Below are 26335 nucleotides of genomic sequence, written 5' to 3'. Positions count from 1 at the left end.
TTACAATTTGCTTATGCATATAAAATTTAATGATATTTTCCTAAAAATGCAGGAACAGCTTGAATCCCCTCAAGCTATTCCTAGCGAATTTCTTCTGATTGAATTGATTAATCGTATTCGTCCTTCTGACAGTCACGATATCGAACAAACCCAACAAAATGTTCAAACATTGATTCAAGCTTTGCTGATTACCCCCACTGCAGCTTTGAATGTTCAAGGTTATTTACTCAAAATAATTAATCAACATAAACAAGCCAGCTTATATGCAGACAGCGGTATTTTATCGCTTGATGGTTTTTGGAATCAGCTTGCACAGCGTGTGGGTGCTTATTTTCTTCCTCTACTTCGTGATGAAACAGACTTACGAGATTTGGTGGGCAATGTTTTTCATCAGCGGACTGATCGTTATTGGCTCGAACATATTAAAGATGAGCAATGGAATCAGCTTTTTCTGATTTTAACTCAAGGACATTTTCCACAAGCAGAACTGAATGTAAAACGGGAAATGATCACAGCTATCACAGTACTGTCCTATCGGATTAGTGGTATTGGGTTATATCCTGAGTTTATTAATGCTTATCCTGAACTGAGTGAATATGAATCACCCTTTTTGGTACAAAATCGTGAAATTGTAGACTTTATTAATGCCTACAAAAAGCAATATCGTAATGCTGATGATATTGCTGTTACCCCACCACCAGATGCTGATCAAGCTTTGGTTATGATCGAACAATGTCGTGATGTGGTGTTAAAAATTCGCCGTGCCACTAAACGCATTGGGGTAAGTTTAAGCTTGACGTATTTATTGTCTTTACTTGAACAATGTCTAGATCGTGTGGAAATTTTACTCAACCTCATCGTTGAAGAAAACAAGGTACGTGCACTTTCGTGTGGCGAGTTGCTCATTGACCTCGTACATGCCAATTATAATGAAACCAGTGTACGTCATTTACTCAGAACCAACAGTGAACTGATCGCCCTACAAGTGACCGAAAATGCCAGCAAAACGGGCGAGCACTATGTAAGTACGGACAAAAAAGGCTTTTTAGCCATGTATAAAGCGGCTGCGGGTGCAGGCGTGATCATTGCCACAATGGCAACACTGAAGATTCTCAGCGCACGTTTGATCTTAGCGCCATTTTTACATGCCTTTATCTACAGTATGAATTATGCCTTAGGCTTTATGTTCATTCATGTCTTGCATTTCACAGTTGCGACCAAACAACCCGCTATGACTGCAGCAGCACTCGCATCTACCGTTCAGCATCGAAAAGGGTCAAAAACGGCGCAAATTGCCGAGCTTGCAGGATTGATTATTAATATTATCCGCACTCAGTTTATTGCCATTTTGGGGAATATCTCCATTGCTATTCCGACAGCCGCGCTAATCACATGGCTTTGGCAAGTCTCGATGCATGAACCTTTGCTCACACATGCTAAAGCTACAACGCTGTTACATAGCTTAAATCCTTTTACCTCCTTGGCAATACCTCATGCAGCCATTGCAGGAGTATGTTTATTTTTATCTGGGTTAATCGCTGGATATTTTGACAATATGGCAATTTATCGTAAGGTTGGTCCACGTTTAAAAGCACATCCAAAATTAAAAAATTGGTTAGGTCAAGCCAAACTCGATCAATTTGCAGACTATATTGAACGTAATCTCGGTGCTTTAGGTGGTAATTTTTTGTTTGGAATTATGCTCGGCAGCATGGGAACGATTGGTTTTATTTTAGGTTTACCGCTCGATATTCGTCATATTGCCTTTGCATCAGCCAATTTTATGCAAGGTTTAATGTGTATCAATGGCTCACCAGACATTGGGCTGATTATTATTTCTTTCTTGGGTGTATTACTGATCGGGATCACCAACTTATTCGTGAGTTTTAGCTTAACCATCATTGTGGCACTACGCGCACGACAAGTCCGTTTCGAACAGTGGAAACCTTTGGCAAAATTAGTCTTTACTCACTTTTTCACTCGCCCACTCGATTTCTTTTGGCCACCGAAACAACCTCTACAAGTAGAGGAGCACTCTTCTACAGGACATCAAAGTAATCATTAGTTAAATTGTTATCATTTTGTGCAAATGATTAAAACTTTAAAAAAAAGAAATTACTATAAATTACTCATTTATAGTGACTTGAAAAAAAGTGTACTGACTAGTACACTTTAGCACACTATTTAATCTCAACATGTGTGATTAATCTTAGCAAGGTCATCCAATATGCCTTATATCCTTCTATTCGTCCTTGGCTGTATTGGATATAGTATAAGTTATATTGGATTAAATATTTCTTATATACAACAACTTGATCAAAGCATACTACATTGGATAAGTTTGCATCGTACGGATTTTTTTGATCATGTTTCGATCACCTTATCTTATATAGGTGGTTTGCCTGTCATGTTATTACTATGCGGAATATGTTGCCTGCAGCAAGCATATTTAAAAAAATATGCAAATGTTACATTGATTAGTGTAAGCCTATTAGGGGCTTCGGGTATTGGTTGGATATTAAAAGCTTGTATCCATCGCCCTCGACCTGAAGCGGTTTACCAAATGGTGCAAACCTATGGTGCATCTTTTCCTAGTGCGCACAGCATCTATGCTGCTGTAATTGCTTGTTTAATTATTTTTATATTTTTTCGACACACACAAGCTAAATTATTGATGAGTTTCGCTTATTTATGGTGTCTGAGTATGGGAATTTCAAGAGTGTATGTGGGTGCTCATTTTTTAACTGATGTGCTTGCAGGTTGGAGTATCGGTTTATTATGGGTTTCTCTCATTTGGTACTTGTTTTCGAAATACATGTTGAATACGAACAAATTATTTTTAGATAAAAATCTAAACGAGGTGGAATGATGATGTCGGCAAAGCTTTGGGCTCCTGCCCTTACTGCTTGTGCTTTAGCAACAAGTCTTGCACTTGTGGGTTGTAGCAAAGATCCCAAAGATGCACAGCAAGGTGGCGCTGCTGCCCAAAAAATGCCGCCGACAGAAGTTGGTGTCATTGTTGCTCAACCACAAAGTGTAGAACAAACTGTTGAGTTATCAGGTCGTACATCTGCATACCAAGTATCAGAAGTTCGTCCGCAAACCAGTGGTGTAATTTTAAAACGCTTGTTTACTGAAGGTAGTTTTGTCCGTGAAGGTCAACCTTTGTATGAAATTGACTCGAGTAGCAACCGTGCAAATTTAGACAGTGCAAAAGCAGCTTTAGTACGTCAACAAGCCAACTTAAATGCGCTACAAGTAAAAGCCAATCGTTATCGTCAACTTGTTGGTATTAATGCCGTTTCTAAACAAGAATATGACGATTTATTAGCACAGATTAAACTCGCTGAAGCAGATATTGCTGCATCAAATGCTGCAGTAAAAAATGCACAAATTGACTTGGGTTATTCAACTGTTCGTTCACCAATCTCTGGTCAATCTGGACGCTCAAGTGTAACCGCAGGGGCTTTAGTGACTGCAAGCCAAGCCAATGCTTTGGTAACAATTCAACAACTTGACCCAATTTATGTCGACATTAATCAATCAAGTGCTGAATTATTACGTCTACGTCAACAATTGGCTCAAGGCAGTATTGATCGTAGCAATAACACCAAAGTACGTTTGAAGCTTGAAGATGGCAGCACTTATCCAATTGAAGGTAATCTTGCATTTTCTGACGCAAGTGTAAACCCTGATACAGGTTCGGTAACTTTACGTGCAGTATTCTCAAATCCAAATCATTTATTACTTCCAGGCATGTTTGCCAACGCGCAAATCGTACAAGGGGTGATTCCAAATGCGTATTTGATTCCGCAAGCAGCTATCACGCGCACACCAACAGGTCAAGCAATGGCGATGTTAGTGAATGCAAAAGGTGTTGTTGAAGCACGTCCGATCACGACTGCAGGTGTACAAGGTCAAAACTGGATCGTGACACAAGGTTTAAACACTGGTGATAAAGTCATTGTAGATGGAATAGCCAAAGTAAAAGCTGAACAACAAGTTGTTGCTAAACCTTATCAACCACAAGCTGCTGCACCTCAAGGTGCAACACCTGCGACTCAACAAAAAACAGGTGGAGCACAACCTGCTCAGCAAGATAAAGCAACTGAACACAAAGCTACTTCAAATGCATAAGGGGTAGACTGAATGGCTCAATTTTTTATTCATCGCCCAATCTTTGCATGGGTGATTGCATTAGTCATTATGCTGGCGGGGATTCTCACGCTAACCAAAATGCCTATTGCACAATATCCGACAATTGCACCTCCGACAGTTACAATTTCTGCAACTTATCCGGGTGCATCTGCTGCGACTGTTGAAAACACGGTTACACAGATTATTGAACAACAAATGAATGGTCTCGATGGCTTACGCTATATCTCCTCAAACAGTGCGGGGAATGGTCAAGCATCGATCCAATTAAACTTTGAACAAGGGATTGATCCTGATATTGCCCAAGTTCAAGTTCAAAATAAATTGCAATCAGCTACAGCTCTTTTACCTGAAGATGTTCAACGTCAAGGGGTAAAGGTTACAAAGTCTGGTGCAAGCTTCTTACAAGTATTGGCATTTTACTCGCCAGATAGCTCGCTCTCTGCAAATGACATTAAGGATTATGTTAATTCAAATATTTCTGAACCTTTAAGTCGTGTAGCTGGTGTAGGTGAAGTTCAAGTCTTTGGTGGTTCTTATGCCATGCGTATTTGGTTAGACCCTGCTAAATTGACTAGCTTCGGTATTACCCCATCTGATGTTGCAGCAGCAATTCGTACCCAAAACTCACAAGTGGCTGTAGGTCAGTTGGGTGGCGCACCATCGATTGAGGGTCAAGTGCTCAATGCAACTGTCAATGCACAGAGTATGTTGACTACCCCAGAACAATTTAAAAACATCTTCCTACGTAATACGAGTGATGGTGCTCAGGTACGTTTAGGTGATGTAGCACGGGTTGAATTGGGTGCTGATAATTATCAGTTTGACTCGAAATTCAATGGTAAACCTGCAGGTGGCGTAGCAATTAAACTCGCAACTGGTGCTAATGCTCTAGATACAGCAAAAGCTGTTGAAGCACGTATGGTTGAATTGCGTAAAAACTTTCCTGTTGGCATGAAGGATAAGTTGGCTTTTGATACAACACCATTTATTAAATTATCAATCGAAAGTGTTGTACATACTTTGATTGAAGCAGTTATCCTTGTATTCTTCGTCATGTTCTTATTCTTACAGAACTGGCGTGCAACGATCATTCCAACAATGGCTGTACCTGTGGTTGTACTCGGTACATTCGCAGTGATTAACGTCTTTGGCTTCTCAATCAATACCCTCACCATGTTTGCAATGGTACTTGCCATTGGTCTATTGGTCGATGATGCCATCGTTGTGGTTGAAAACGTCGAACGTGTTATGGTTGAGGATCATCTTGATCCTGTTGCAGCAACTGAAATTTCAATGAAACAGATTTCAGGAGCATTAATCGGGATCACCTCAGTATTAACTGCTGTATTCGTTCCAATGGCGTTCTTTGGAGGGACAACAGGGGTAATTTACCGTCAGTTCTCCATTACCCTTGTAACTGCAATGATTTTATCATTGATCGTTGCCTTAACCTTCACACCTGCATTGTGTGCGACGATTCTAAAACAGCATGATCCACATAAAAAGCCAAGCAATAATATTTTTGCTCGCTTCTTTAGATGGTTTAACGATGCCTTTGATCGTACTGCTGAAAAGTATAAAGGCGGTGTCAACTTCATGACACATCATAAATTGTTCTCAGGAATTGTTTATGCTGCTGTGATTGGGGTTTTAGTTGTATTATTTAAAATGTTGCCTTCGTCTTTCTTACCTGAAGAAGACCAAGGTGTTGTCATGACTTTAGTGCAATTACCACCAAATGCAACACTTGATCGTACTGACAAAGTCATCGACACAATGACACACTATTTCATGGAAAATGAAAAAAAATCTGTGGAATCGGTTTTTAGCGTTTCAGGTTTCTCATTTACAGGTGTCGGTCAAAATGCAGGTTTAGCATTTATTCAGCTGAAAGATTGGGCTGATCGTACAACACCTGAACAAAAAATCGGTGAAATCATCAAACGTGGTATGGCGCTAAATATGATTGCTAAAGATGCATCTTATGTGATGCCTCTACAATTACCAGCTATGCCTGAATTAGGTGTGACTGCAGGTTTTAATTTGCAGTTAAAAGCTTCTGCTGGCCAAACTCACGAACAACTACTTGCTGCACGTAATGCAATTTTAGGTATGGCAGCACAAGACAAACGCTTAATAGGCGTGCGTCCAAACGGCCAGGAAGATACTCCTCAGTACCAAATTAATATTGACCAAGCACAAGCTGGAGCAATGGGTGTAAGTATTGCAGATATTAACTCAACGATGAGTATGGCTTGGGGTGGTTCTTATATTAATGACTTCATTGACCGTGGTCGTGTGAAAAAAGTCTATGTTCAAGGTGAAGCCAATGCGCGTATGATGCCTGAGGACTTGAACAAATGGTATGTGCGCAATAATAAAGGTGAAATGATTCCATTCTCAAGTTTTGCAACTGGGGTTTGGACATATGGTTCACCACGCTTAGAACGCTACAATGGCATTTCATCAATGAATATCCAAGGTACACCTGCACCAGGTACAAGTTCTGGCGATGCGATGCAAGCCATGGAAGAGATTATTGCCAAATTACCATCAATGGGTCTACAAGGTTTTGACTATGAATGGACAGGGTTATCTTTAGAAGAACGTGAGTCTGGCGCACAAGCACCATTCTTATATGCCCTTTCATTACTCATCGTATTCTTATGTCTTGCAGCACTTTATGAAAGTTGGTCAATTCCATTCTCAGTATTACTGGTTGTACCACTCGGTGTTGTTGGTGCAATGGGCTTAACTTGGTTAGGTATGGTGCTCTCAGGTGATCCAAACCTTTCAAATAACATTTACTTCCAAGTGGCAATTATTGCAGTCATCGGTTTATCTGCAAAAAATGCGATCTTGATTGTAGAATTTGCCAAGGAATTGCAAGAAAAAGGCGAAGACCTATTTGATGCAACATTACATGCAGCAAAAATGCGTTTACGCCCAATTATCATGACGACATTGGCATTTGGTTTTGGTGTACTTCCACTTGCTTTAGCAAGCGGTGCTGGTGCAGGTAGCCAACATTCAGTCGGTTATGGTGTATTGGGGGGTGTAATTAGCTCAACCTTACTAGGGATCTTCTTTATTCCTGTATTCTTCGTCTGGATCCGTAGTATCTTTAAATACAAACCTAAGAATCAAAACCTTCAGGAGCAAAAATCGTGATGCAAAATCTATGGTCTATTTCAGGTCGTGGCATTGCGGTATCTGCACTTGCGCTTGCTTTGACTGCATGTCAAAGCATGCGTGGCCCAGAGCCCGTTGTACAAGCCAATATTCCGACCAATTATCTTGAAAGTGCATCAGGTACTTCTATTGCTGAACAAGGTTATAAAGACTTTTTTGCAGACCCACGTTTGCTGCAAGTGATTGATCTTGCTTTAACCAATAACCGCGATTTACGTACAGCGACATTGAACATTCAACGTGCACAACAACAATATCAAATCACTGAAAACAATCAGCTTCCAACGATTGGTGCCAGTGGTGGTATATTACGTCAGGACACATTGAACACTCAAAAACCAGTCACTTCATATAATGTTGGTCTGGGTGTTACTGCATATGAATTAGATTTCTGGGGACGTGTTCGTAGTTTAAAAGACAATGCTTTAGACAGTTATTTAGCGACAGCAAGTGCACGTGATGCAACGCAAATCTCTTTAATTGGTCAAGTCGCACAAGCTTGGCTGAATTATTCATTTGCCAATGCACAACTTAAACTTGCTGAACAAACCTTAAAAGCACAACTTGATTCATATAATCTCAACAAAAAACGTTTTGATGTTGGGATTGACAGTGAAGTGCCTGTACGTCAAGCACAAGTGTCGGTAGAAACTGCACGGAATGATGTTGCCAACTATAAAACACAGATTGCACAAGCACAAAACTTGCTCAATCTTTTGGTTGGTCAACAAGTACCGAGCAACTTATTGCCATCACAACGTGTAACGAAGATCACCAATAACACGGCTTTAGCTTCAGGCTTACCAAGTGACTTGCTACATAACCGCCCTGATGTTCGTGCGGCTGAATACAAACTCTCTGCGATGGGTGCAAATATTGGTGCAGCAAAAGCACGCTTATTCCCAACCATTAGTTTGACGGGTTCAGCAGGTTATGCTTCAACTGATTTAAGTGACTTATTTAAATCAGGCGCATTTGTTTGGTCTTTAGGTCCAAGCTTAGATATTCCACTTTGGGATTGGGGTACACGTAAAGCTAACATTAAAATTTCGGAAACAGATCAAGAAATTGCTTTATCTGATTACGAAAAATCAATTCAATCTGCTTTCCGTGAAGTCAATGATGCATTAGCGACTCGCCAAAATATTGGTGATCGTATTTCTGCACAGCGCCGTTTAGTCGATGCAACCAATACCACATATAAGCTTTCTAATGCACGTTTCCGTGCAGGTATTGATAGCTTCTTAACCGTATTAGATGCACAGCGTAGTTCTTATGCAGCTGAACAAGGTTTATTATTGTTAGAACAAGCAAACTTAAATAACCAAGTCGAGTTATATAAATCTCTCGGTGGTGGTGTCAAAGCCAATACATCTGATCAAATTGTTGTACAGCCTTCTACTGCTGAACTCAAGCAACAGCAAGCAACCAAATAATTTGATTGACTTACACATTTGATTCAATAAAGAAAGCTCACTACGGTGGGCTTTCTTTATAAAACTCAATCACTTTTCAACAAGCAAAATTAAAATGTCTCATCATAAAAAACAGCTTTTATCTGAAATATGCGCTTTTTTAGATCGCTTTGCTATTTCATATAAAAGCTTAGATATTGAAATCACAGAACATATTAACCAATATTTAACATCGTTTTGGCGAGGCTCGACCAGTCAAATTGATTGGGAGCTGATTCCTGTAGATATTCAAAAAGTAGACTTCCCTTATACCACTCCCATTGATGCCCAGCTCACGCACGACCTTCTACATCAAGCCAATTTTCGAGTATTACAGCATACAGATAGCATTTTATATTTTTCAGGAATGAGCCCATGCCTGTTACTCAAAAGTAATCAATTACAAAATATCATTTTCCATCTCATGGATGAATTTTGTTATTTAGAGACTTTTTTGATCTTTACTGCACAGCCGATTTTAGAGCAACAAAAAATTGCTGACTTCTTAGAAATTCAATTATTTCAATATTTCTGTGGACAAATATAAAATTTGAAAACTCAGCCTAGACTACATCACCCAAAGCAAAACGAGCGGTAAAGTAAATGCTGAACATAAGGTTTGCAAGCTGATTACCCCAGCCATCAATTGATGATCCCCACCCAAAACCTTAGTTAAAATATAAGATGCCGAGGCGGTCGGTAATGCAAAAAACAGGACTAAAACTTGGGTTTCAAGTTGGCTTAAATGTAAAAATCTACACACCATATAAGCGAGTGCTGGCATGATCAGCAATCGAGCAAAAGTATTTAAGAATAAAACCCAAAGCTCTTTTTTTAGCTCGGTAAATTGTAAAGCTGCACCGACACAGAGCAAACCCAAAGGTAAACTGCATATTGCCAACTGTCTAATTAAATCTGTAAAGCCTGCCCATAAACTCAGACCTGAAAAATTAAAGGCAATCCCCACCACACACGCCATAATTAAGGGGTTTTTCAACACAGAAAGTAAAATAGATTGAGCATCCATATTGTCCTGTCGAGTGAGCGCCAATACAGATAAGACATTTACAATCGGAATGCACATTGCCAAAGTAATGGCTAAAATGGTCATGCCCTGTTGACTAAATAATGCAGCAACAATAGCTAAACCCATATACGTATTAAAGCGTACCATGCTCTGCATATAGACACCAAAACGTGCAGCATCGGTTTTTTGCGTCGCACGAATGACATATAATACGATACAGGTAATCAGCAAAATAGAAATCAAAACCGTAAAAATGGTTTTGATCATGCCTAAATGAATCGTCGCTGTCGATAAATTAGCAAATAGCATTGCAGGAAATAGCAGATAATAATTGAGTTTTTCTGCACCACTCCAAAAACCATCCGTTAAAAATTTTGTTCTTTCTAGAATATTCCCCCCCAAAATTAAAGCCAATAAAGGAAATAATGAGAGGAAGATCTGAGTCATGCCGTATCCTAAAAATGCAATATTAAAATGCAAGAATTAGAACTTTACAGCATTGAGCAAAAAAAATTTATTTATGTTTTTATTTTTATATAGCCTTTTATTTTACACATGCCTTACACAAAAAATAATACCATATTTTTCAAAACTTAAAATAATACATATTTTTTTAAACGCACCGAAATAATGCAAAAAATCCAACTTAGTGCAGGGTTTTGCTTTATATCGAGTCTTGCAGCTTCTTCTCCATTTTTGATCAATTTTTCCCGTCTTTCCCCTCTTCACGCCCACAAATAGCTCGTTATACTTGAACCAAACTGTAACATTCAGCACCAAATCAGAGCCCTTATGCAAAATATTGATCTACTTTTCCTTCTACTCGGTGCGATCCTTGTACTTGCAATGCATGCAGGATTTGCATTTTTAGAACTTGGTACTGTACGCCACAAAAACCAAGTCAATGCACTGAGTAAAATTTTGACTGACTTTTCTATTTCAGCGATTGCTTATTTTTTTGTGGGCTATTACATCGCTTATGGTCAACACTTTTTCCATTCAGGCATACAACTTTCCGCTGAGCATGGTTACAACTTGATGCGCTGTTTCTTTTTACTGACTTTTGCAGCAGCTATTCCTGCCATTATTTCAGGGGGAATTGCTGAACGTGCCAAAATGCGTACTCAAGCGATTGCGACTTTGTTTTTAGTTGCCTTGGTTTATCCTTTTTTTGAAGGCATTGCATGGAATGGTAATTTTGGATTACAAGATTGGTTAAAAAATGCATTTGGTGCATCTTTTCATGACTTTGCAGGTTCAGTTGTTGTACATGCAATGGGCGGATGGATGGCACTTGCAGCCGTAATTTTACTAGGCGCTCGACATGGTCGTTATAAAAAAGATGGACGCATCAGTGCACATCCACCTTCATCTATTCCATTTTTAGCACTTGGTTCATGGATTTTGATTGTGGGTTGGTTTGGTTTCAATGTCATGAGCGCACAACGTTTAGATGCTATTTCAGGATTAGTCGCAATCAACTCACTGATGGCGATGGTCGGGGGAACAATTGCAGCCAATTTCTTCGGCAAAGAAGACCCTGGTTTTTTACATAATGGTCCATTGGCTGGTTTAGTTGCGATCTGTGCAGGCTCTGACATTGTTCATCCTATGAGTGCTTTATTCATCGGGATATTTGCAGGCTTCTTCTTCGTTAAGTTATTTACTTATACACAAAACCGCTTAAAAGTGGACGACGTACTCGGCGTATGGCCTTTACATGGGGTATGTGGTGCCTTTGGTGGTATTGCTGTGGGTCTATTCGGTCAAACTTGGTTGGGCGGTTTAGGCGGTGTTTCGATGTTATCGCAGATCTTCGGTACAATCTTTGCCATTATTATTGCGTTGCTTGGTGCTTTTGCAGTCTATGGTATTTTAAAAGTGACGATGGGTATTCGTTTAAGCCAAGAAGAAGAATTTCGTGGTGCTGATTTATCTATTCATAAAATTTCAGCAAATTCAGAGGATGCTATTTTTTAAGTACAAATTATGCTGCTCTTGTGTTTTGGCTCTAAATCACCACTACCTCCTGCTCTCAGGAGGTTTTTTATCTCAATCTTTAAGAGATAAATAATCTAAAACTTGCTTTAATTCATCAATCCGTTGTGGAATATGTGCAACATTTTCATGAAAGCCGTTCAGCAATAATGCATTGAGACCTGCACCTGTTGCACCTGCATAATCATTCACTGGATGATCACCAATATATAAAGCCTGTTGTGGCTGTATATGTAAACGCTGACAAGTGTCTAAAAATATTTCAGGTTTAGGCTTACTGATGCCCACCAATTCCGAACTGATAATCTGATCAAAATAATGAGCAAAGCCCAAACCCTGTAGAATTTTTAAACGGGTTGCATGTCCACCATTGGAAATCACCGCTAATTTATAATTTTCTTGCTTTAAATATTGTAATAAATCTGCTGCACCCTGCATTGCAACCGCAGCCATGCCAAATTGCTCAAACCAATATTGAGTAAGTTCATCGAGCTTGGGTAATGTATTCCAAGTCAAAGTATCTATTAAAGCCTGCCCCACTGAAGCAGCAATACTCGGATGTGTTAAACGTTCTTTTTTAGGATAACCACCATTGTCAATATAACGGATGATATGCACGGTTTTTTCTAGTTCAGATGTGGCTAAATGATGTGAAAAGTCATTTAAAAAGCGTTGTGCATACACCACCACGCTCTGATCTCGGTGGGTCAACGTATTGTCTAAATCAAAAAGTACTGCTTGAATTTTCATGGTATTTTTTCAGTTGCACAACAATAAGACCAAATTTCGATATGATGAAATTGTATAGATTAATACTCATTTAAGTTTTAATTGCTTAAATCATAAACTATATTTTCATTTCACATTTGCATTTTATCCGATATGGTTTTCTCAAATTTTCAAAAATTTATGCTGTCTTGTATGACAGTCAGTTTGATATCCGGTGTGATTCTGCTCTGTTATTTTCCTGTTGGTGGCACAATTGACCAAAATTTGATTCGACCTTGGATAGATCAATTTGGACATTTTACCTATCGTGATAACTATTATTTGGTACATTGGAATCATAAACACCTGAAAAATATTTTGATTTTAGTTTATCTGAGTTTTTTATTTTTATGGTTAGCTTCATTTAAGGTTGAAAAATTAAAACCATATCGTTGGCAATATGGCTATATGTTTTGGGTCAGTATATTGTGTACAGGTGTCGTTGGATTATTAAAATCTCAATCGCAGCATGCTTGTCCATGGAATATGACACAAGCAACCCCTACAGGATTTATTTGGGACTTGACTGCAACACATGGACACTGTTTTCCAGGTGGGCATGCCAGTACAGGCTTTGCACTGATGACTGGATTTTTTGTCTATCGTTTAAGTTCAAAAAAATGTGCCTATCTCTTCTTATTTTTCGGTCTAACTTTAGGCTTTATTATGGGTTGGGGGCAAATGATGCGAGGCGCACATTTTCTCAGTCACAATCTATGGACAGCTTGGATTATATTTAGTTTAAATGCTGTTTTGTATGCCATTTTCTATAAAAAATTTCAAAAACATGCACAATAATTGATGAGGTGAAACCGTATTTTCACCTCATTTCAACGATTTACTGATCACTCAATTGCATCGGTAATTTAACCAGAACCTCTAAACCACCGAGTTCTTCACTGCGCGATAAAGTCAGTAGTCCACCCAAATGTTGTACTGCTTTTTCTACAATCGACAATCCTAGACCACTGCCTACTTCTAAGTGATGATGGATTCGATAAAAGCGTTTCAGCACTTTTTCATATAACTCTGGTTCGATTCCCGGACCACTGTCCTCAATTTTAACAAATGCTGAACCATGCCCATCTTCAAATACAGAAATATTGATCACACCTGTATCAGGGGTATATTTAATGGCATTATCAATTAAATTAAAAATAATTGAATGCACACTTTGTTCAACACTAAACATCTGTACAGGATCATTGCGTAAAAATCCAAGATCTATGTCTTTTTGCATCGCAAGATTAAGCAATTGTTCAACACAATTAAATGCAACATCATTTAACTGAAAAGTAGTCGCGGGTCGCTCGTATTTCAACGAAGCATCTTGTTTGGCAAGTGCCAAGAGTTGGGTGACCAAATGCTGCATCCGTGCCAAACCTTTACTTAAATTCAATAAATTAGGGTCATCAGGCAATTGGCTAATCAAAATCTTGGTTTGTAAGTTGAGTGCTGTAATCGGTGTCCGTAACTCATGTGCAGCATCAGCGACAAATTGGCGTTGTTCTTGTTGAGCAATAGAAATACGTTCAAATAAATGATTCATTTCATTAATAGTAGGCACAAGCTCTTCGGGATAATGACTACTTTGAATCGAAGATAAACTATTTGAATCACGCAACGACAGTTCAGATTTAAACGCTTCTAAAGGCTTTAAGCTTCTACGAATAATGAATACCAATGCAAACAAGGCAAAAGGCATAATCAACAAATAAGGCAAAAACATTGTACCTGCTAACTCAAACGCCAGCTCTTTACGCACTTTGAGTTGTTGACTAATTTGAATTTGATATTGTGGCGTAGGTAAAACATAAGCAATCCAAGTACCATTTTCAGTTTCTTGGGTATAGAAGCCTGCTTTACTTTTCGGTTCAATCAAATAATGTTCATCATGACTGAGGTCTTTACGCTCATTGTACGCCCAAACATCGATAAACAAATCTTCTTCATGATAACGTTTTTGATGATTAAATTGACTTTCTAATGGACGTGGATTTTTGGCAACACGTTCCGCCAAATACACCATTTGTTCATCTAAAATTTCAGTGATTTCATGTAATGACGTTTTATAAGCAGTAAAAATGAGCAGGCAACCCATGAGCGCGCTAAAGAGCGAGACATATGTAATTAAGCGCCTTCTAAGAGAATAATGCTGTTTTTCTGTCATACTTTTATTTCAAATTTTTCCAAAATATTAGGCTTGACCAAAACGATAGCCCAAACCACGAATAGTACGAATAATGTTTTTACCTAATTTTGAACGAATATGATGCACATAGACTTCAATGGTATTGCTATTAATTTCACTGTCTAAAGCATATAACTTATCTTCTAAATTGGTTTTAGAAAATATTTTATTTGGGTGTGTCATCAGTGGAATTAAGATTGCCCATTCACGTTTAGACAATTCGACCAGTTCACCTTTAAAAGTTGCAAGATGCTGCTCTACATCGAGTACCAAATCTCCATTTTTTAGGATTTCAGCACCTGATTGTAGTGCTTGTGTTTGATTCGAACGACGTAATAATGCTTGGATACGTGCAATTAATTCTTCAAATTCATACGGTTTAATCAAATAATCATCTGCGCCTTGATTTAATCCATCTACACGATTTTGCAGTTGATCTCGTGCAGAAATGATCAATACAGGCGTTGCTACCCGTTGTCGAATTTGCTTCAATACTTGCATGCCATCCATCATTGGCAGACCTAAGTCTAATAAAATCAAATCAAATTGTTGATGGGTCAACTGTTTTAACCCATCCAAGCCATTATTGACCCATTCCACTTCATATTGATGAAAACGCAACAAGGTGAGCGTTGATTCAGCAATCATAAAGTCATCTTCAATCATTAAGATTTTAGTCATGTTTGGCATCCTGTATTAACTACGTACAGCACATTGGCTGAGCATATTATGATTTTGATTAATCACTTGGGTTTTAACACCCAACAGACTTAACAAACTTGGAAATAAATTATCCTGACTCAAGGTTTTTGCCTTTTGTTGCGCCAAACAATTGACTTGTTCAGCATGTGCTTGTTTCCAACTGTCAGAGAACCACATCATCATCGGTACGTGGGTTTGTTGACTCGGTGCAATTGAATACGGCGCGCCATGTAAATACATACCATGCTCACCTGTAGACTCACCATGATCAGACAAATACCAAAAACCTGTTCTATATTGCGTTTGTGTTTTTAAAACTTCAATCACTTGATTCAGCACATGGTCAGTATACACAATACTATTGTCATAACTGTTTAATAATTCCTCACGTGTACAGCCTTGAATCGCGTTGGTATCACAGGTTGGATGAAATACCTGAAACGCTTGAGGTGCACGTTTATAATAAGCAGGACCATGGCTACCCATCTGATGTAATACAATCAAATGCGGTGATACATCATTTTTCGGAATCGTTGAAATATATTGTTTTAAGCTGTCCACCAAAACACCATCTAGACACTCTCCTTCTTTACACCATTTTTGTTTTAGATTTTCAGGAATTTTATACTGTTCTACACGATTACATGTGCCTTTACAGCCAGAGTTATTATCAATCCACGTCACTTTATAACCTGCACGTTGTGCAATATCGAGTAGTCCTTCACGATGGCTTGCTAAGTGCTCATCATATTCAAGACGTGGCATTCCTGAGAACATACAAGGTACTGACACTGCTGTGGCTGTACCACATGAACTCACCTGACTATAATTAATCAGACCTGCCTGTTTAGACAATTCAGGATTGGTATTTTTATGATAACCATCTAAAGCAAAGCTTTCAGCACGTGCGGTTTCACCGACCACCAATACCATCAATTTCGGATGTTTTTGTGTTGAGGTGTCTTCAACCAAATGTGCATCTTCACCATAACGAATTAAAGGTAAATTTTCCTTTGGCGCTCTTTTATGGAAATAAGAACTGGTTGCAGCAAACACATTTTGTGGGGAAATCATGCCTTTTAAATCTCGATGCTCACGAAAAATTGCAGCAAAATCGACATAATAGACAAATAACAATGAACCGATTACTGCCAAAGAAGCAATACTACTGGCTAACTTTTTCAGCAAGGTTTTCGAAATCGACTCATCACGAATATTGACCCAAAAAATCAATGCGATGGGTAAAACCACAAAAGCAATCGACCATAAAATAAAACGGAGTGAAACCAGATCACGTACTTCTGCAGGGTCTGTCTGCATCATATTTTGAATTTGATCAGGAGAAATCACCACACCCAATGAATTCACAAAATAGGCACTGAATCCACCAATAAATACCAGTAAAACGGTAATTGCTTTGAGTGTCCACTTCCAACCCAAGATTTGTAAAATCAGATTATATAATGCGATTAAAATTAAGGCTGTAGCAGCTAGAAAAGCATAGGATTTAATACCTTGATATGGCGTTAAATTATGAATTTGACGATAAAAAGCAAAATTTAAACATACCCCTAACCAGACCGCCATAGCTAAAGTAAAAACAGTAAATGAAACCGTTATTTTTTGATTGAATCGTTTTTGTAAGAATCCCAACATCTCAGTCTGATCATGCATAAAAGATAATCAACTGTAAAAATTGAACCTTAAGAAAGACTTAATTTAAACTGAAATAGCCTTAAGAAATAGAGATAAATCACTGAAATACATAAATTTGCACAATTTGGCATTTTACCAATAGTTTAATTTTCATCTATTTTTAGATGCACTTGCTTCATCCATAGAAAAATGGGCAATAAACACAGGAGAGCAACACAACTCATCAAGATAAAATAATCAAAATATCCCATCACATCGCCCAAGATTCCACTGAGACTATACAGCATGCCACTTACTGCCGCCATCACAGAGACCTGAAAGGTAAAATCTGTTCCTGCATGCGTTTTACGGCTATATTGCATTATCAAAGTCAAAATCACCACCAAAAGCATGGCGGCAAACATATCATCGACAGCATTGATAAAATAAATAGTCAGATGCGAAACTGCAGTTTTTTGTTGGAATTGATATGCGAGCCATGCATAAGCAAGCAAACTCAATACTTTAAAAAAAGAGAATAAAATTAGTGCACGAACACGTGAAAAATACTGTAAATAAAGACTCGCTAAACCTGCACCACATAATGCAGCCCCTGCCCCTAACATGGTGATGTAAACACCAATTTGTGAATACGTTAAACCTAAATCCACCATGAGTGGCTTGCTAATTGGACCTGACAAACCATCCGCAATTTTGATCGTGCATAATACAATGAACCAATACAACATGACTTTAGTGTTTAAAAAATACTGTAAATATTCTGAGATTTGCTGCATGAAAGGTGCTTTGCTCTCAGCCTGTTCCCTTGGTTTAGATTGCTCTAAGTGTAAATGATGTTGTGGTTCTCGATAAAATAAAGCAGGCACAATATTTAAAAATACGATTGCAGCTAAAATTAAAAAAGTCGTTTGCCATGTCAAACTGTCCAATGCCCACAAAATCACCCCACCACCAACAATAAATCCTAAACGAGACCCCACCACTTGGAACATATTGCCCCAATGTTGTTGTTCTCCTTTGAGAATATTGACTGCCAAAGCATCTGTGGCAATATCTTGGGTGGCACCAATGCCATTCATCAACAATAAAGTAATAAAAAATCCCAATAAATATACAGGCTCATTTAAAGCTTGAATGGGCAAATAAGATAAAACAATTAAAATAGCAACGGTCAGTAACTGACAGGGAATAATCCAACTCCGATAATGCCCAAACCCCAATGCACCATAACGGTCAACCCAAGGTGCCCACAGGACTTTCATCGCCCAAGGTGCCATCAGCAAACCAAAACCACCAATATGGGTCAGTGACACCCCTTGTGCCCTTAAAATCACAGGCAAAGCATGTGTCATAAAACCAACAGGTAATCCTTGTGCCCAATATAAAGAAAACAACAGGACATACAAACGGGGGGCTTTGGGCATAACAATATTGACCTTTCAACCAATTGGCGATCTTTTAGAGTAGATAATGTTGTTGGATAATTACAATTTATCCATGTACTATTATCTATGAAAAATGCATATTTACAGTGATTTTTAGTGTTATGTAAACAACAATGGCAATAAATTTTCCACAATTACCCGATCAAGTTCCACATCGTGGAACACCAAAAAGCCGTGCTTTTTTTAAAAATTTATATCTCGCACAAGGATGGCGCTTTGAAGGACAATTTCCCAATATCCCTAAAGCTGTTGCTATTGTTTCGCCACATACATCCAATTTTGATGGATTGTATGCATTCTTAGCCATGCTCGGCATTGGCTTAAAAGTCACGATCTTTGGCAAAGACAGTTTATTTAAACCGCCATTGGATAAGCTATTTAAATGGATGGGGGTGATTCCTGTACAACGTGACTCCCCACATGGCTTGACCCAACAAATTGTCAATGCCATTCAATCTACGGATAAAATTTGGATTGCCCTCGCGCCTGAAGGGACACGCAAACAAGCTGAAAAAATCAAAAGTGGTTTTTATCATATTGCCATGGGTGCACATATTCCAATTGTCATGTTTGCTTTTGATTATGAGCAAAAAATGATTCGTTGCTTAGGTGTATTCACCCCTACAGGCGACTATGATGCAGACTTAGCGCAAATTTTCAGTCATTATCAGGGCAATTTTTCACCCAAAAATCCTGCCCGATTGGCTAAACCGTTACAAAAACTGTTTAAAAAGCGCTAGAAAATCATGACGTAATCTGTTGTGATGTTGCGCATATTTTGTTTAATTTATGAATAGATAACGCACATGCATATCAAACTCTTTGGACTCATCAGCTTACTTGGTCTGGCATTGGTAGGCTGTGATAAAACCACAAAAACACCACCCACAACCACAGCAATCAAAGCCCGTGAACCTGTGATTGCACTTGCTTTAGGCGGTGGTGGTGCCAAAGGCTTCGCCCATATTGGTGTAATCAAAGTACTTGAGTCACATGGTATTAAACCCAAAATTGTGACAGGAACAAGTGCAGGGAGTTTTGTCGGTAGTATTTATGCTAGTGGTAAAACACCTTATCAAATGCAGCAAATTGCCCTACAGCTCAAAGAGTCAGATCTGCGTGACTTAACCCTTAATCGTCAAGGGATTATTTTGGGTGAAAAGCTGCAAAATTATGTCAATAGTCATGTGGCCAATAAACCCATTGAAAAATTTCCAATTCGTTTTGCAGCCGTGGCAACCCGCTTAGACAATGGTAAAAAAGCAGAATTCATCAAAGGAAATGCAGGTCAAGCTGTCCGTGCTTCATGTAGTATTCCTAATGTCTTTGTACCCGCAACTATTGGCAAGACTAAATATGTCGATGGTGGCTTAGTCAGTCCAATTCCAGTACAAACTGCGAAAAATATGGGTGCTGATATTGTGATTGCAGTCGATATTTCTGCACGTCCTTCAGGCAGCCAACCCATGAATATGTGGGGCTTACTCGATCAGACCATTAACATTATGGGACAACAAAGTATTCAGTCAGAACTTGCTCAAGCCAATATCGTGATCCAACCCAAAGTGGGACATTTAGGGACTTTGGACTTAACAGCGAGTAATCAAGCGATTTTGGAAGGGGAAAAAGCTGCACAGTTGAAAATTACTGCAATTCAAACGGCTATTAACAATTTTAAAAAATCCCCGGCTGCACTACAACCCGCACTTAAAGCAAGAATCTAATTTTTTCATCACTGTAACCAACTTTTCATCAGAGAAGTTGGTCATTTTTTAATATTCATTCTGACCGCGATCTGTTACATTGATTGAGATGATTCGTCATCTATCTCCATGATTACAATTAGAGTAGACGTATGAATTTTATAATAGAACCTTGGCATTGGTTAGTTTTAGGTGTGTTGTTAATCCTCTTTGAACTGATTCTGCCTTCTTTTGCTGCACTGTGGTTTGGGGTTGCAGCGATATTGGTTGCCATTCTTTTTTGGCTTTTCCCTAGTCTATCTTTAACTACCCAAATTATTTTTTGGATCATCCTTTCGATCAGTTGTACTCTTTTTTGGTTTAAATTTATTAAACCCTTATCTATAGATAAAACTAAAGCAGGTCTTGCCCGTGAGTCCACCATCGGTCAAGTGGGTATGGTCATTCAAACAGATTTAACACATGATCATGTCAAAGTCCGCTTTCCCATGCCTATTTTAGGTGCTGATGAATGGAATTGTCGAACTCTCTCCCCTGTTGCAGTGGGTGATCGTGTCCGCGTTGTTGATATTTCAGGAAATGATCTGGTCATTCAACCCCATCAAAGCACTCAAACACCATTATAATTTTTTAGAAAAGAGGAATAAACATGTCAATTGGTTCAATTATTGCAGTTGCTCTTTCTGCATTGGTCATCGTCACCATATTCAAAGGTGTTCGTATTGTCCCACAAGGTTATAAGTGGATCGTACAGCGTTTAGGGAAATATGACAGTACCCTCAGTCCAGGGCTAAATTTTATTATTCCTTATGTAGATGACGTCGCTTATAAAATCACCACCAAAGATATTGTTTTGGATATTCCTTCTCAAGAAGTGATTACTCGTGATAATGCAGTATTACTGATGAATGCTGTGGCTTATATCAATATCACCACACCTGAAAAAGCGGTCTATGGGATTGAAAATTATACATGGGCAATTCAAAATCTAGTACAAACCTCATTACGTTCTATCGTTGGTGAAATGGATTTAGATGATGCCTTGTCATCACGTGACCATATCAAAGCCAAACTTAAAGCTGCAATTTCCGATGATATTTCAGACTGGGGAATTACTCTTAAAACTGTGGAAATTCAAGATATTCAACCCTCGACCACCATGCAATCGGCGATGGAAGCTCAGGCTGCAGCTGAACGTCAACGCCGCGCAACTGTAACCAAAGCGGATGGTGAAAAACAGGCTGCAATTTTAGAAGCAGATGGACGTTTAGAAGCCTCTCGCCGTGATGCTGAAGCACAAGTGGTATTAGCAGAAGCATCACAAAAAGCCATTTCAATGGTGACTTCTGCGGTAGGAGACAAAGAAATCCCTGTGGCATATTTGTTAGGTGAACAGTACGTAAAAGCCATGCAAGATATGGCAAAATCGAATAATGCGAAAACGGTTGTATTGCCCGCAGATGTGTTAAATACCATTCGTGGTGTAATGGGAAGAAATAACTAATTTATTATTTTTCAGTAAAATAGGTAGTTTTAAGACTGCCTATTTTTTCTTATGCACAATAATTAGTCAGCAAATATTGTTAATTTGTGCTTAAATTTCACGTTATTTTTTGAAATAAACTATTTCAAATTGTTGTCTTACATACACTTGGACTGCGTATGAGCTCCTTAAATCCCACCCTAATAACCTTTATGTTCTATATTGTCGCCATGATTGTGATTGGCTTATTGGCATATCGTGCAACCAAAGATTTTTCCGACTATATCTTAGGTGGACGCCGTTTAGGTAGCTTTGTCACTGCATTATCCGCAGGCGCATCTGATATGAGTGGTTGGTTACTCATGGGTTTACCTGGTGCCATTTATCTGTTCGGTTTATCTAAAATGTGGATCGCCATCGGTCTGATTATTGGTGCATGGCTGAATTGGTTTTTGGTTGCGGGACGTTTACGTGTCCATACTGAAGTACAAAATAATGCACTCACCTTACCCGATTATTTTTCAAATCGTTTTGATGACCGTAAAAAAGTATTACGTGTGATTTCTGCGGTGGTGATTTTAATCTTCTTTGCGGTGTATTGCGCATCGGGTATGGTCGCAGGTGCACGTTTGTTCGAAGGCATGTTTGATATGTCTTATAACACAGCACTTTGGATTAGTGCTATTGCCACCATCAGTTATGTATTTATTGGTGGATTCTTGGCTGTGAGTTGGACGGATACGATTCAAGCGACACTCATGATTTTTGCATTATTACTTACGCCAATTGTCACGATTTTAAGTATTGGTGATTTGTCACAGGTCACTGTTGCTTTAGAAGCTGCTCGTCCACATGCTTTAGATTTATTTACCAATTTAAGTACCGTTGCAGTGATTTCATCGCTTGCATGGGGTTTAGGCTATTTTGGTCAACCGCATATTTTAGTGCGCTTTATGGCCATTGATTCGATCAAATCTATTCCAAATGCACGCCGTATTGGCATGACATGGATGACCTTATGTCTCGGAGGCGCAGTTGCAGCAGGTTTCTTTGGTATTGCATTTTTCTATCTACATCCTGAGCTCGCAGGCAATGTCAGTGCCAATCATGAACTGATTTTTATTGAACTCACCAAAATTTTATTTAATCCATGGGTAGCGGGTATTGTATTGGCAGCGATTTTAGCCGCAGTAATGAGTACATTAAGCTGTCAGTTATTGGTCTGTTCAAGTACCTTGACCGAAGACTTTTATAAAGCATTTATCCGTAAATCTGCTTCACAAAAAGAATTGGTTTGGGTTGGACGTTTAATGGTCTTGCTGATTGCTATCTTAGCCATTGTTTTAGCGCATGATCCAGACTCTGAAGTCCTTGGCTTAGTGGCAAATGCATGGGCAGGTTTTGGTGCAGCATTTGGACCATTAATCATCTTCTCATTGTTCTGGAAACGCATGACTTTATCTGGTGCAATCGCAGGTATGGTGGTCGGTGCGATCGTGGTTATTCTGTGGGTGACGGTGCCTGCGCTCATCGCAACAGAACTTTACGCCATTATCCCGGGCTTTATTGCCTCAATGATTGCAATTGTTGTTGTAAGTTTAATCAGCAAAAAACCAAATGCAGCTATGATCCAGCGTTTTGATGAAGCAGATCAACTCTATAGAACATCAAAATAAGTCTAAAACCTAAACAAATATCACATTAATGGGGCTAAATTAGCCCCATTATGCATTTTATTCATATTCAAAATAAATCTAGTGTTATATTATAACAATCATAGTTTATAAAAATATTGATGACGCTGTCATCCCAATAAATTTTCGGAACAATGCTTTGAAAAAATTAAAACGTCTTTATCTACGTCCTCACGATACACCTTTTATCTGGCTTGCATCTTTTGTCTGTGCGGCTGAAAAAGAAAAATGGGCAAAAGAGGAAATTCGTACCATTGTGCAAACAGTACGCCCTTTAGATCGTGATGCAGCTTATGAATTTTTAATGCAATTCATCGAATAATACATGGCTCAGCGATCTGCCATACTTAGGGGTTTAATCATTCAATTTTCAAAAAAATCGCAAGTCAATCGATTGACTTGCGACCTTCATACATCACAAAAAAGTTAACTTTTCCGTCCTAATAAAAACTGCGAAATTTGATTGAGTTCCGCAGCATTTTCAGCAAAATACGCTAAAGCTTCAAAGGCTTGATCATGCAATTGTTGTGCATAAAGCTTGGCATTTTCTAAACCCATCAATGCAGGATAGGTCGACTTATCCACTTGCTCATCTTTACCCGCGGTTTTGCCTAAAGATACTGTGTCAGAGATCACATCTAAAATATCATCTTGAACTTGGAATGCTAAACCAATGGCTTGTCCAAACTGGCGTAATTGTGGAATCGCAGGATCAGCACCTTTAAAAATGGTCACCGCTGCCATCATGATGGCAGCTTGAATCAATGCACCTGTTTTATTACGGTGAATATTTTCTAAATGTGCTTGATCAACATGTTTGCCTTCAGCTTGCAAATCTAACACCTGCCCACAGACCATTTTTGAGGTTGCTGTCGCCAAGATTTGCATTTGTTTCAATACAATTGAATTGTCAACCGCTTGCATTTGATCAAACAAACGACTGCCTAAAACTTCAAATGCCATCGACTGTAAAATATCACCTGCCAACAGTGCTGTATCTTCACCAAAAGCTGCATGACATGTCGGTTGTCCTCGACGTAATAAATCATTATCCATACAAGGTAAATCATCATGTGCCAATGAATAACAATGTATTAACTCTATGGCAACAGCCGCACGGCGTACAGCCGCAAAATTTTGATTATTTTCTTGTAAAGCGGACGTTGCATAACATAATGCTGGTCGGACACGTTTTCCACCTAACATCACAGCATGATGTACGGCAGATTTCAAAGGTTCAGGAAGAGAAAAAGCCTCTAATGCTGTTTGTAAATCCTGCTGAATACGCTGTTGCGCTTGCTTTAATACATCTGCATTCACATTAGAAATTGCGGTCACTTTTGCCTCGAAATTCAAATGATGAGTCACTTTAACTCAATATTTTAAGCCTATGACATTCTACATCGAAATATATAGAGAGGCATCTATTTCAGGCTTTATTTCAGTCATGAAGCAGAAAAAGGTAGATAATATTTGAAAATGTACACTGACCATTAAATACCACTCAACAGCTTCATCATCAATGTACTTTTTAACATAGAGATCAATAGCTTAATCATGCTGTATTTCCGCATAATGTCGCACTTGATTACGTCCTTTATGCTTTGCCAAATACAATGCCTGATCTGCTTGACGTAACACTACTTCTTTACTTTGATCTTGTTCAGATATGGCAACACCAAAACTGGCAGTGACATAGAGTTTTTTCTCGTGGTCTAGGATAATCTCTTCTTGTTCAATCAGTTTTCGACATTGTTCAGCAATAAAAATCGTTTGCTCAGTATTTTTATTGTTTAAAATTAATAAAAATTCCTCGCCACCAAAACGTCCAACCATATCATCGTGTCCTACATGCATATCGAGCAATTTAGCCACTTTCGTCAGCACCAAATCCCCAACATCATGTCCATAAGTATCATTGATCATCTTAAAGTGATCTAAATCAAGTAAAACCAATGCATACGCCGTTTGCTCAAGCTGCATTTGCATTAAGCGCTGTGCCAAACTACGGCGGTTAAAAATATTGGTCAATGGGTCTAATAAACTCATGTTCTGAATCTGTGCTTCACGATTACGCCATTGCGTAAGTAATATCTCAAAAAGAATGATCGAAAATAATAAAATCGGAAAAGACAAAATGAGCATGCTATTCACCCAAAATGGATTTTCCGACAAAATGGTGCCATTGAGTTCTTGGCTAAATAAAGGTGCATAGGGTATAAGTTGCAAGCTACTTAAAATAATTGCACTCAACATAAATATTGAGATCGGAATCGCAGCGCTATAAATTATTTTACGATCAAATAAAACTACACCAACAGACATAAGACTGATATAACTTCCTATCGTTGCAGGACTAATAATCCCAATATTAAAACCGCCATAAATTAATGTTGAACCAAAATATAAAATCGAAAAATAAGGAAAATAATCTTTCACCCATGTATTATTTTTAAACTTCCACCCCAACCATGCTAACAATAAATATGAAAAGAAAATAATAATAGAAAGTGTTAAATGTGAATAAAATAAATCCACATTCATCCAATATTTTAAAGTCGGGAAACTAAAAACAAATAAATACCATGAAATCCATAGAGCATAGACCAAGGCACCTAGTATCATCACTAGACAACATTTGGTGAGCGTATTCCAGTTGAGAATAATCTCTCCACCTATAAATGCACTGAATTTGCGCCACAATTTCATTTTCATCTGCCGTGTTGACATATTAAGTGTATGCTTCAGTCTATTTTTAAAGAGCAAAATATTATTTACATCACACATAGGCTTTGTTGCACAAACCTATCTGTAAAGGCTTTTTCAGCGATATAATTTTCAAATGAAGAAGCCTACACACAAAA

22 protein-coding genes are annotated in these 26335 nt (G+C 38.5%); 14 read left to right on the top strand and 8 right to left on the bottom strand.

Annotation, left to right across the window (positions count from 1 at the left end; genetic code table 11):
- Positions 1-13: 13 nt before the first annotated feature.
- The 6 genes from HX129_RS05900 to HX129_RS05875 all read left to right on the top strand — a co-directional run bounded on the left by HX129_RS05900 (position 14) and on the right by HX129_RS05875 (position 9351).
- Positions 14-2065 carry a site-specific recombinase gene (locus HX129_RS05900; RefSeq protein WP_180046234.1) on the top strand — a complete coding sequence of 684 codons (2052 nt, stop codon included), beginning with the start codon at positions 14-16 and terminating at the stop codon, positions 2063-2065.
- A gap of 162 nt (positions 2066-2227) precedes the next feature.
- Entirely contained in the window at positions 2228-2869 is a 642-nt protein-coding gene (locus tag HX129_RS05895) for a phosphatase PAP2 family protein (protein ID WP_286436051.1), read from the top strand.
- Positions 2869-4137, top strand: coding sequence for an efflux RND transporter periplasmic adaptor subunit (locus HX129_RS05890; RefSeq protein ID WP_130072956.1), 1269 nt, complete (start codon positions 2869-2871; stop codon positions 4135-4137). The genes HX129_RS05895 and HX129_RS05890 overlap by 1 nt, the downstream gene beginning before the upstream one ends.
- 12 nt (positions 4138-4149) lie before the next feature.
- Positions 4150-7329 carry a multidrug efflux RND transporter permease subunit AdeJ gene (gene adeJ, locus HX129_RS05885; RefSeq protein ID WP_286436050.1) on the top strand — a complete coding sequence of 1060 codons (3180 nt, stop codon included), beginning with the start codon at positions 4150-4152 and terminating at the stop codon, positions 7327-7329.
- Positions 7329-8786: a multidrug efflux RND transporter AdeIJK outer membrane channel subunit AdeK gene (adeK, locus tag HX129_RS05880; protein ID WP_130073049.1), complete on the top strand. Its 1458-nt coding sequence runs from the start codon at positions 7329-7331 to the stop codon at positions 8784-8786. Before adeJ ends, adeK begins: the two co-directional genes overlap by 1 nt.
- 94 nt (positions 8787-8880) lie before the next feature.
- Positions 8881-9351, top strand: coding sequence for a hypothetical protein (locus tag HX129_RS05875; protein WP_286436049.1), 471 nt, complete (start codon positions 8881-8883; stop codon positions 9349-9351).
- 21 nt (positions 9352-9372) lie between these two features.
- Here the strand turns inward: HX129_RS05875 and HX129_RS05870 are convergent, their stop codons facing one another.
- Positions 9373-10278, bottom strand: a complete 906-nt coding sequence (locus tag HX129_RS05870) for an AEC family transporter (protein WP_286436048.1) — start codon at positions 10276-10278, stop codon at positions 9373-9375.
- A gap of 345 nt (positions 10279-10623) precedes the next feature.
- Here HX129_RS05870 and HX129_RS05865 point away from each other — a divergent pair, with 345 nt between their 5' ends.
- Entirely contained in the window at positions 10624-11811 is a 1188-nt protein-coding gene (locus HX129_RS05865) for an ammonium transporter (protein ID WP_286436047.1), read from the top strand.
- 72 nt (positions 11812-11883) lie between these two features.
- Here the strand turns inward: HX129_RS05865 and HX129_RS05860 are convergent, their stop codons facing one another.
- Positions 11884-12579: an HAD family hydrolase gene (locus tag HX129_RS05860; RefSeq protein WP_286436046.1), complete on the bottom strand. Its 696-nt coding sequence runs from the start codon at positions 12577-12579 to the stop codon at positions 11884-11886.
- Positions 12580-12750: 171 nt separating this feature from the next.
- Between HX129_RS05860 and HX129_RS05855 the strand changes: the two genes are divergently transcribed.
- The gene (locus HX129_RS05855; RefSeq protein ID WP_502872670.1) at positions 12751-13395 is read left to right on the top strand and encodes a phosphatase PAP2 family protein; all 645 of its coding nucleotides are present in this window, start codon (positions 12751-12753) and stop codon (positions 13393-13395) included.
- A gap of 40 nt (positions 13396-13435) precedes the next feature.
- Here HX129_RS05855 and HX129_RS05850 read toward each other — a convergent pair whose 3' ends face one another.
- From HX129_RS05850 to HX129_RS05835, 4 genes are all read right to left on the bottom strand, one after another.
- Complete coding sequence (locus tag HX129_RS05850; RefSeq protein WP_180046243.1) at positions 13436-14767, bottom strand: ATP-binding protein; 1332 nt, start codon at positions 14765-14767, stop codon at positions 13436-13438.
- A gap of 27 nt (positions 14768-14794) precedes the next feature.
- Positions 14795-15469: a response regulator transcription factor gene (locus HX129_RS05845; protein ID WP_130072963.1), complete on the bottom strand. Its 675-nt coding sequence runs from the start codon at positions 15467-15469 to the stop codon at positions 14795-14797.
- Between the two features lie 15 nt (positions 15470-15484).
- On the bottom strand, positions 15485-17146 hold the full coding sequence (locus tag HX129_RS05840; RefSeq protein ID WP_286436088.1) for a phosphoethanolamine transferase: 1662 nt from the start codon (positions 17144-17146) through the stop codon (positions 15485-15487).
- 143 nt (positions 17147-17289) lie between these two features.
- Positions 17290-18570, bottom strand: coding sequence for an MFS transporter (locus HX129_RS05835; protein ID WP_286436044.1), 1281 nt, complete (start codon positions 18568-18570; stop codon positions 17290-17292).
- Positions 18571-18704: 134 nt separating this feature from the next.
- On the opposite strand from HX129_RS05835, the gene HX129_RS05830 reads away from it, so the two are divergent.
- From HX129_RS05830 to HX129_RS05805, 6 genes are all read left to right on the top strand, one after another.
- Complete coding sequence (locus HX129_RS05830; RefSeq protein WP_130072965.1) at positions 18705-19331, top strand: lysophospholipid acyltransferase family protein; 627 nt, start codon at positions 18705-18707, stop codon at positions 19329-19331.
- A 66-nt stretch (positions 19332-19397) separates the two neighbouring features.
- Entirely contained in the window at positions 19398-20315 is a 918-nt protein-coding gene (locus HX129_RS05825; RefSeq protein ID WP_174493090.1) for a patatin-like phospholipase family protein, read from the top strand.
- 131 nt (positions 20316-20446) lie between these two features.
- Positions 20447-20920 carry an NfeD family protein gene (locus tag HX129_RS05820; protein ID WP_130072967.1) on the top strand — a complete coding sequence of 158 codons (474 nt, stop codon included), beginning with the start codon at positions 20447-20449 and terminating at the stop codon, positions 20918-20920.
- 23 nt (positions 20921-20943) lie between these two features.
- Positions 20944-21798, top strand: coding sequence for an SPFH domain-containing protein (locus tag HX129_RS05815; RefSeq protein ID WP_130072968.1), 855 nt, complete (start codon positions 20944-20946; stop codon positions 21796-21798).
- Between the two features lie 158 nt (positions 21799-21956).
- On the top strand, positions 21957-23453 hold the full coding sequence (gene putP / locus HX129_RS05810; protein WP_130072969.1) for a sodium/proline symporter PutP: 1497 nt from the start codon (positions 21957-21959) through the stop codon (positions 23451-23453).
- Positions 23454-23610: 157 nt separating this feature from the next.
- Positions 23611-23793, top strand: a complete 183-nt coding sequence (locus HX129_RS05805; protein ID WP_130072970.1) for a hypothetical protein — start codon at positions 23611-23613, stop codon at positions 23791-23793.
- A 104-nt stretch (positions 23794-23897) separates the two neighbouring features.
- Here HX129_RS05805 and HX129_RS05800 read toward each other — a convergent pair whose 3' ends face one another.
- Both HX129_RS05800 and HX129_RS05795 read right to left on the bottom strand, forming a co-directional pair.
- A complete protein-coding gene (locus HX129_RS05800; RefSeq protein ID WP_130072971.1) occupies positions 23898-24809 on the bottom strand; it encodes a polyprenyl synthetase family protein in 912 nt (303 codons plus the stop codon).
- 213 nt (positions 24810-25022) lie between these two features.
- Positions 25023-26180 carry a GGDEF domain-containing protein gene (locus HX129_RS05795; RefSeq protein WP_286436043.1) on the bottom strand — a complete coding sequence of 386 codons (1158 nt, stop codon included), beginning with the start codon at positions 26178-26180 and terminating at the stop codon, positions 25023-25025.
- Between the last annotated feature and the right edge of the window lie 155 nt (positions 26181-26335).

Source organism: Acinetobacter sp. 251-1, assembly GCF_030329305.1.
Classification (GTDB): domain Bacteria; phylum Pseudomonadota; class Gammaproteobacteria; order Pseudomonadales; family Moraxellaceae; genus Acinetobacter; species Acinetobacter piscicola_A.
Note: the sequence above shows the minus strand (reverse complement) of the source record. Positions and strands in the feature narration are given on the sequence as shown.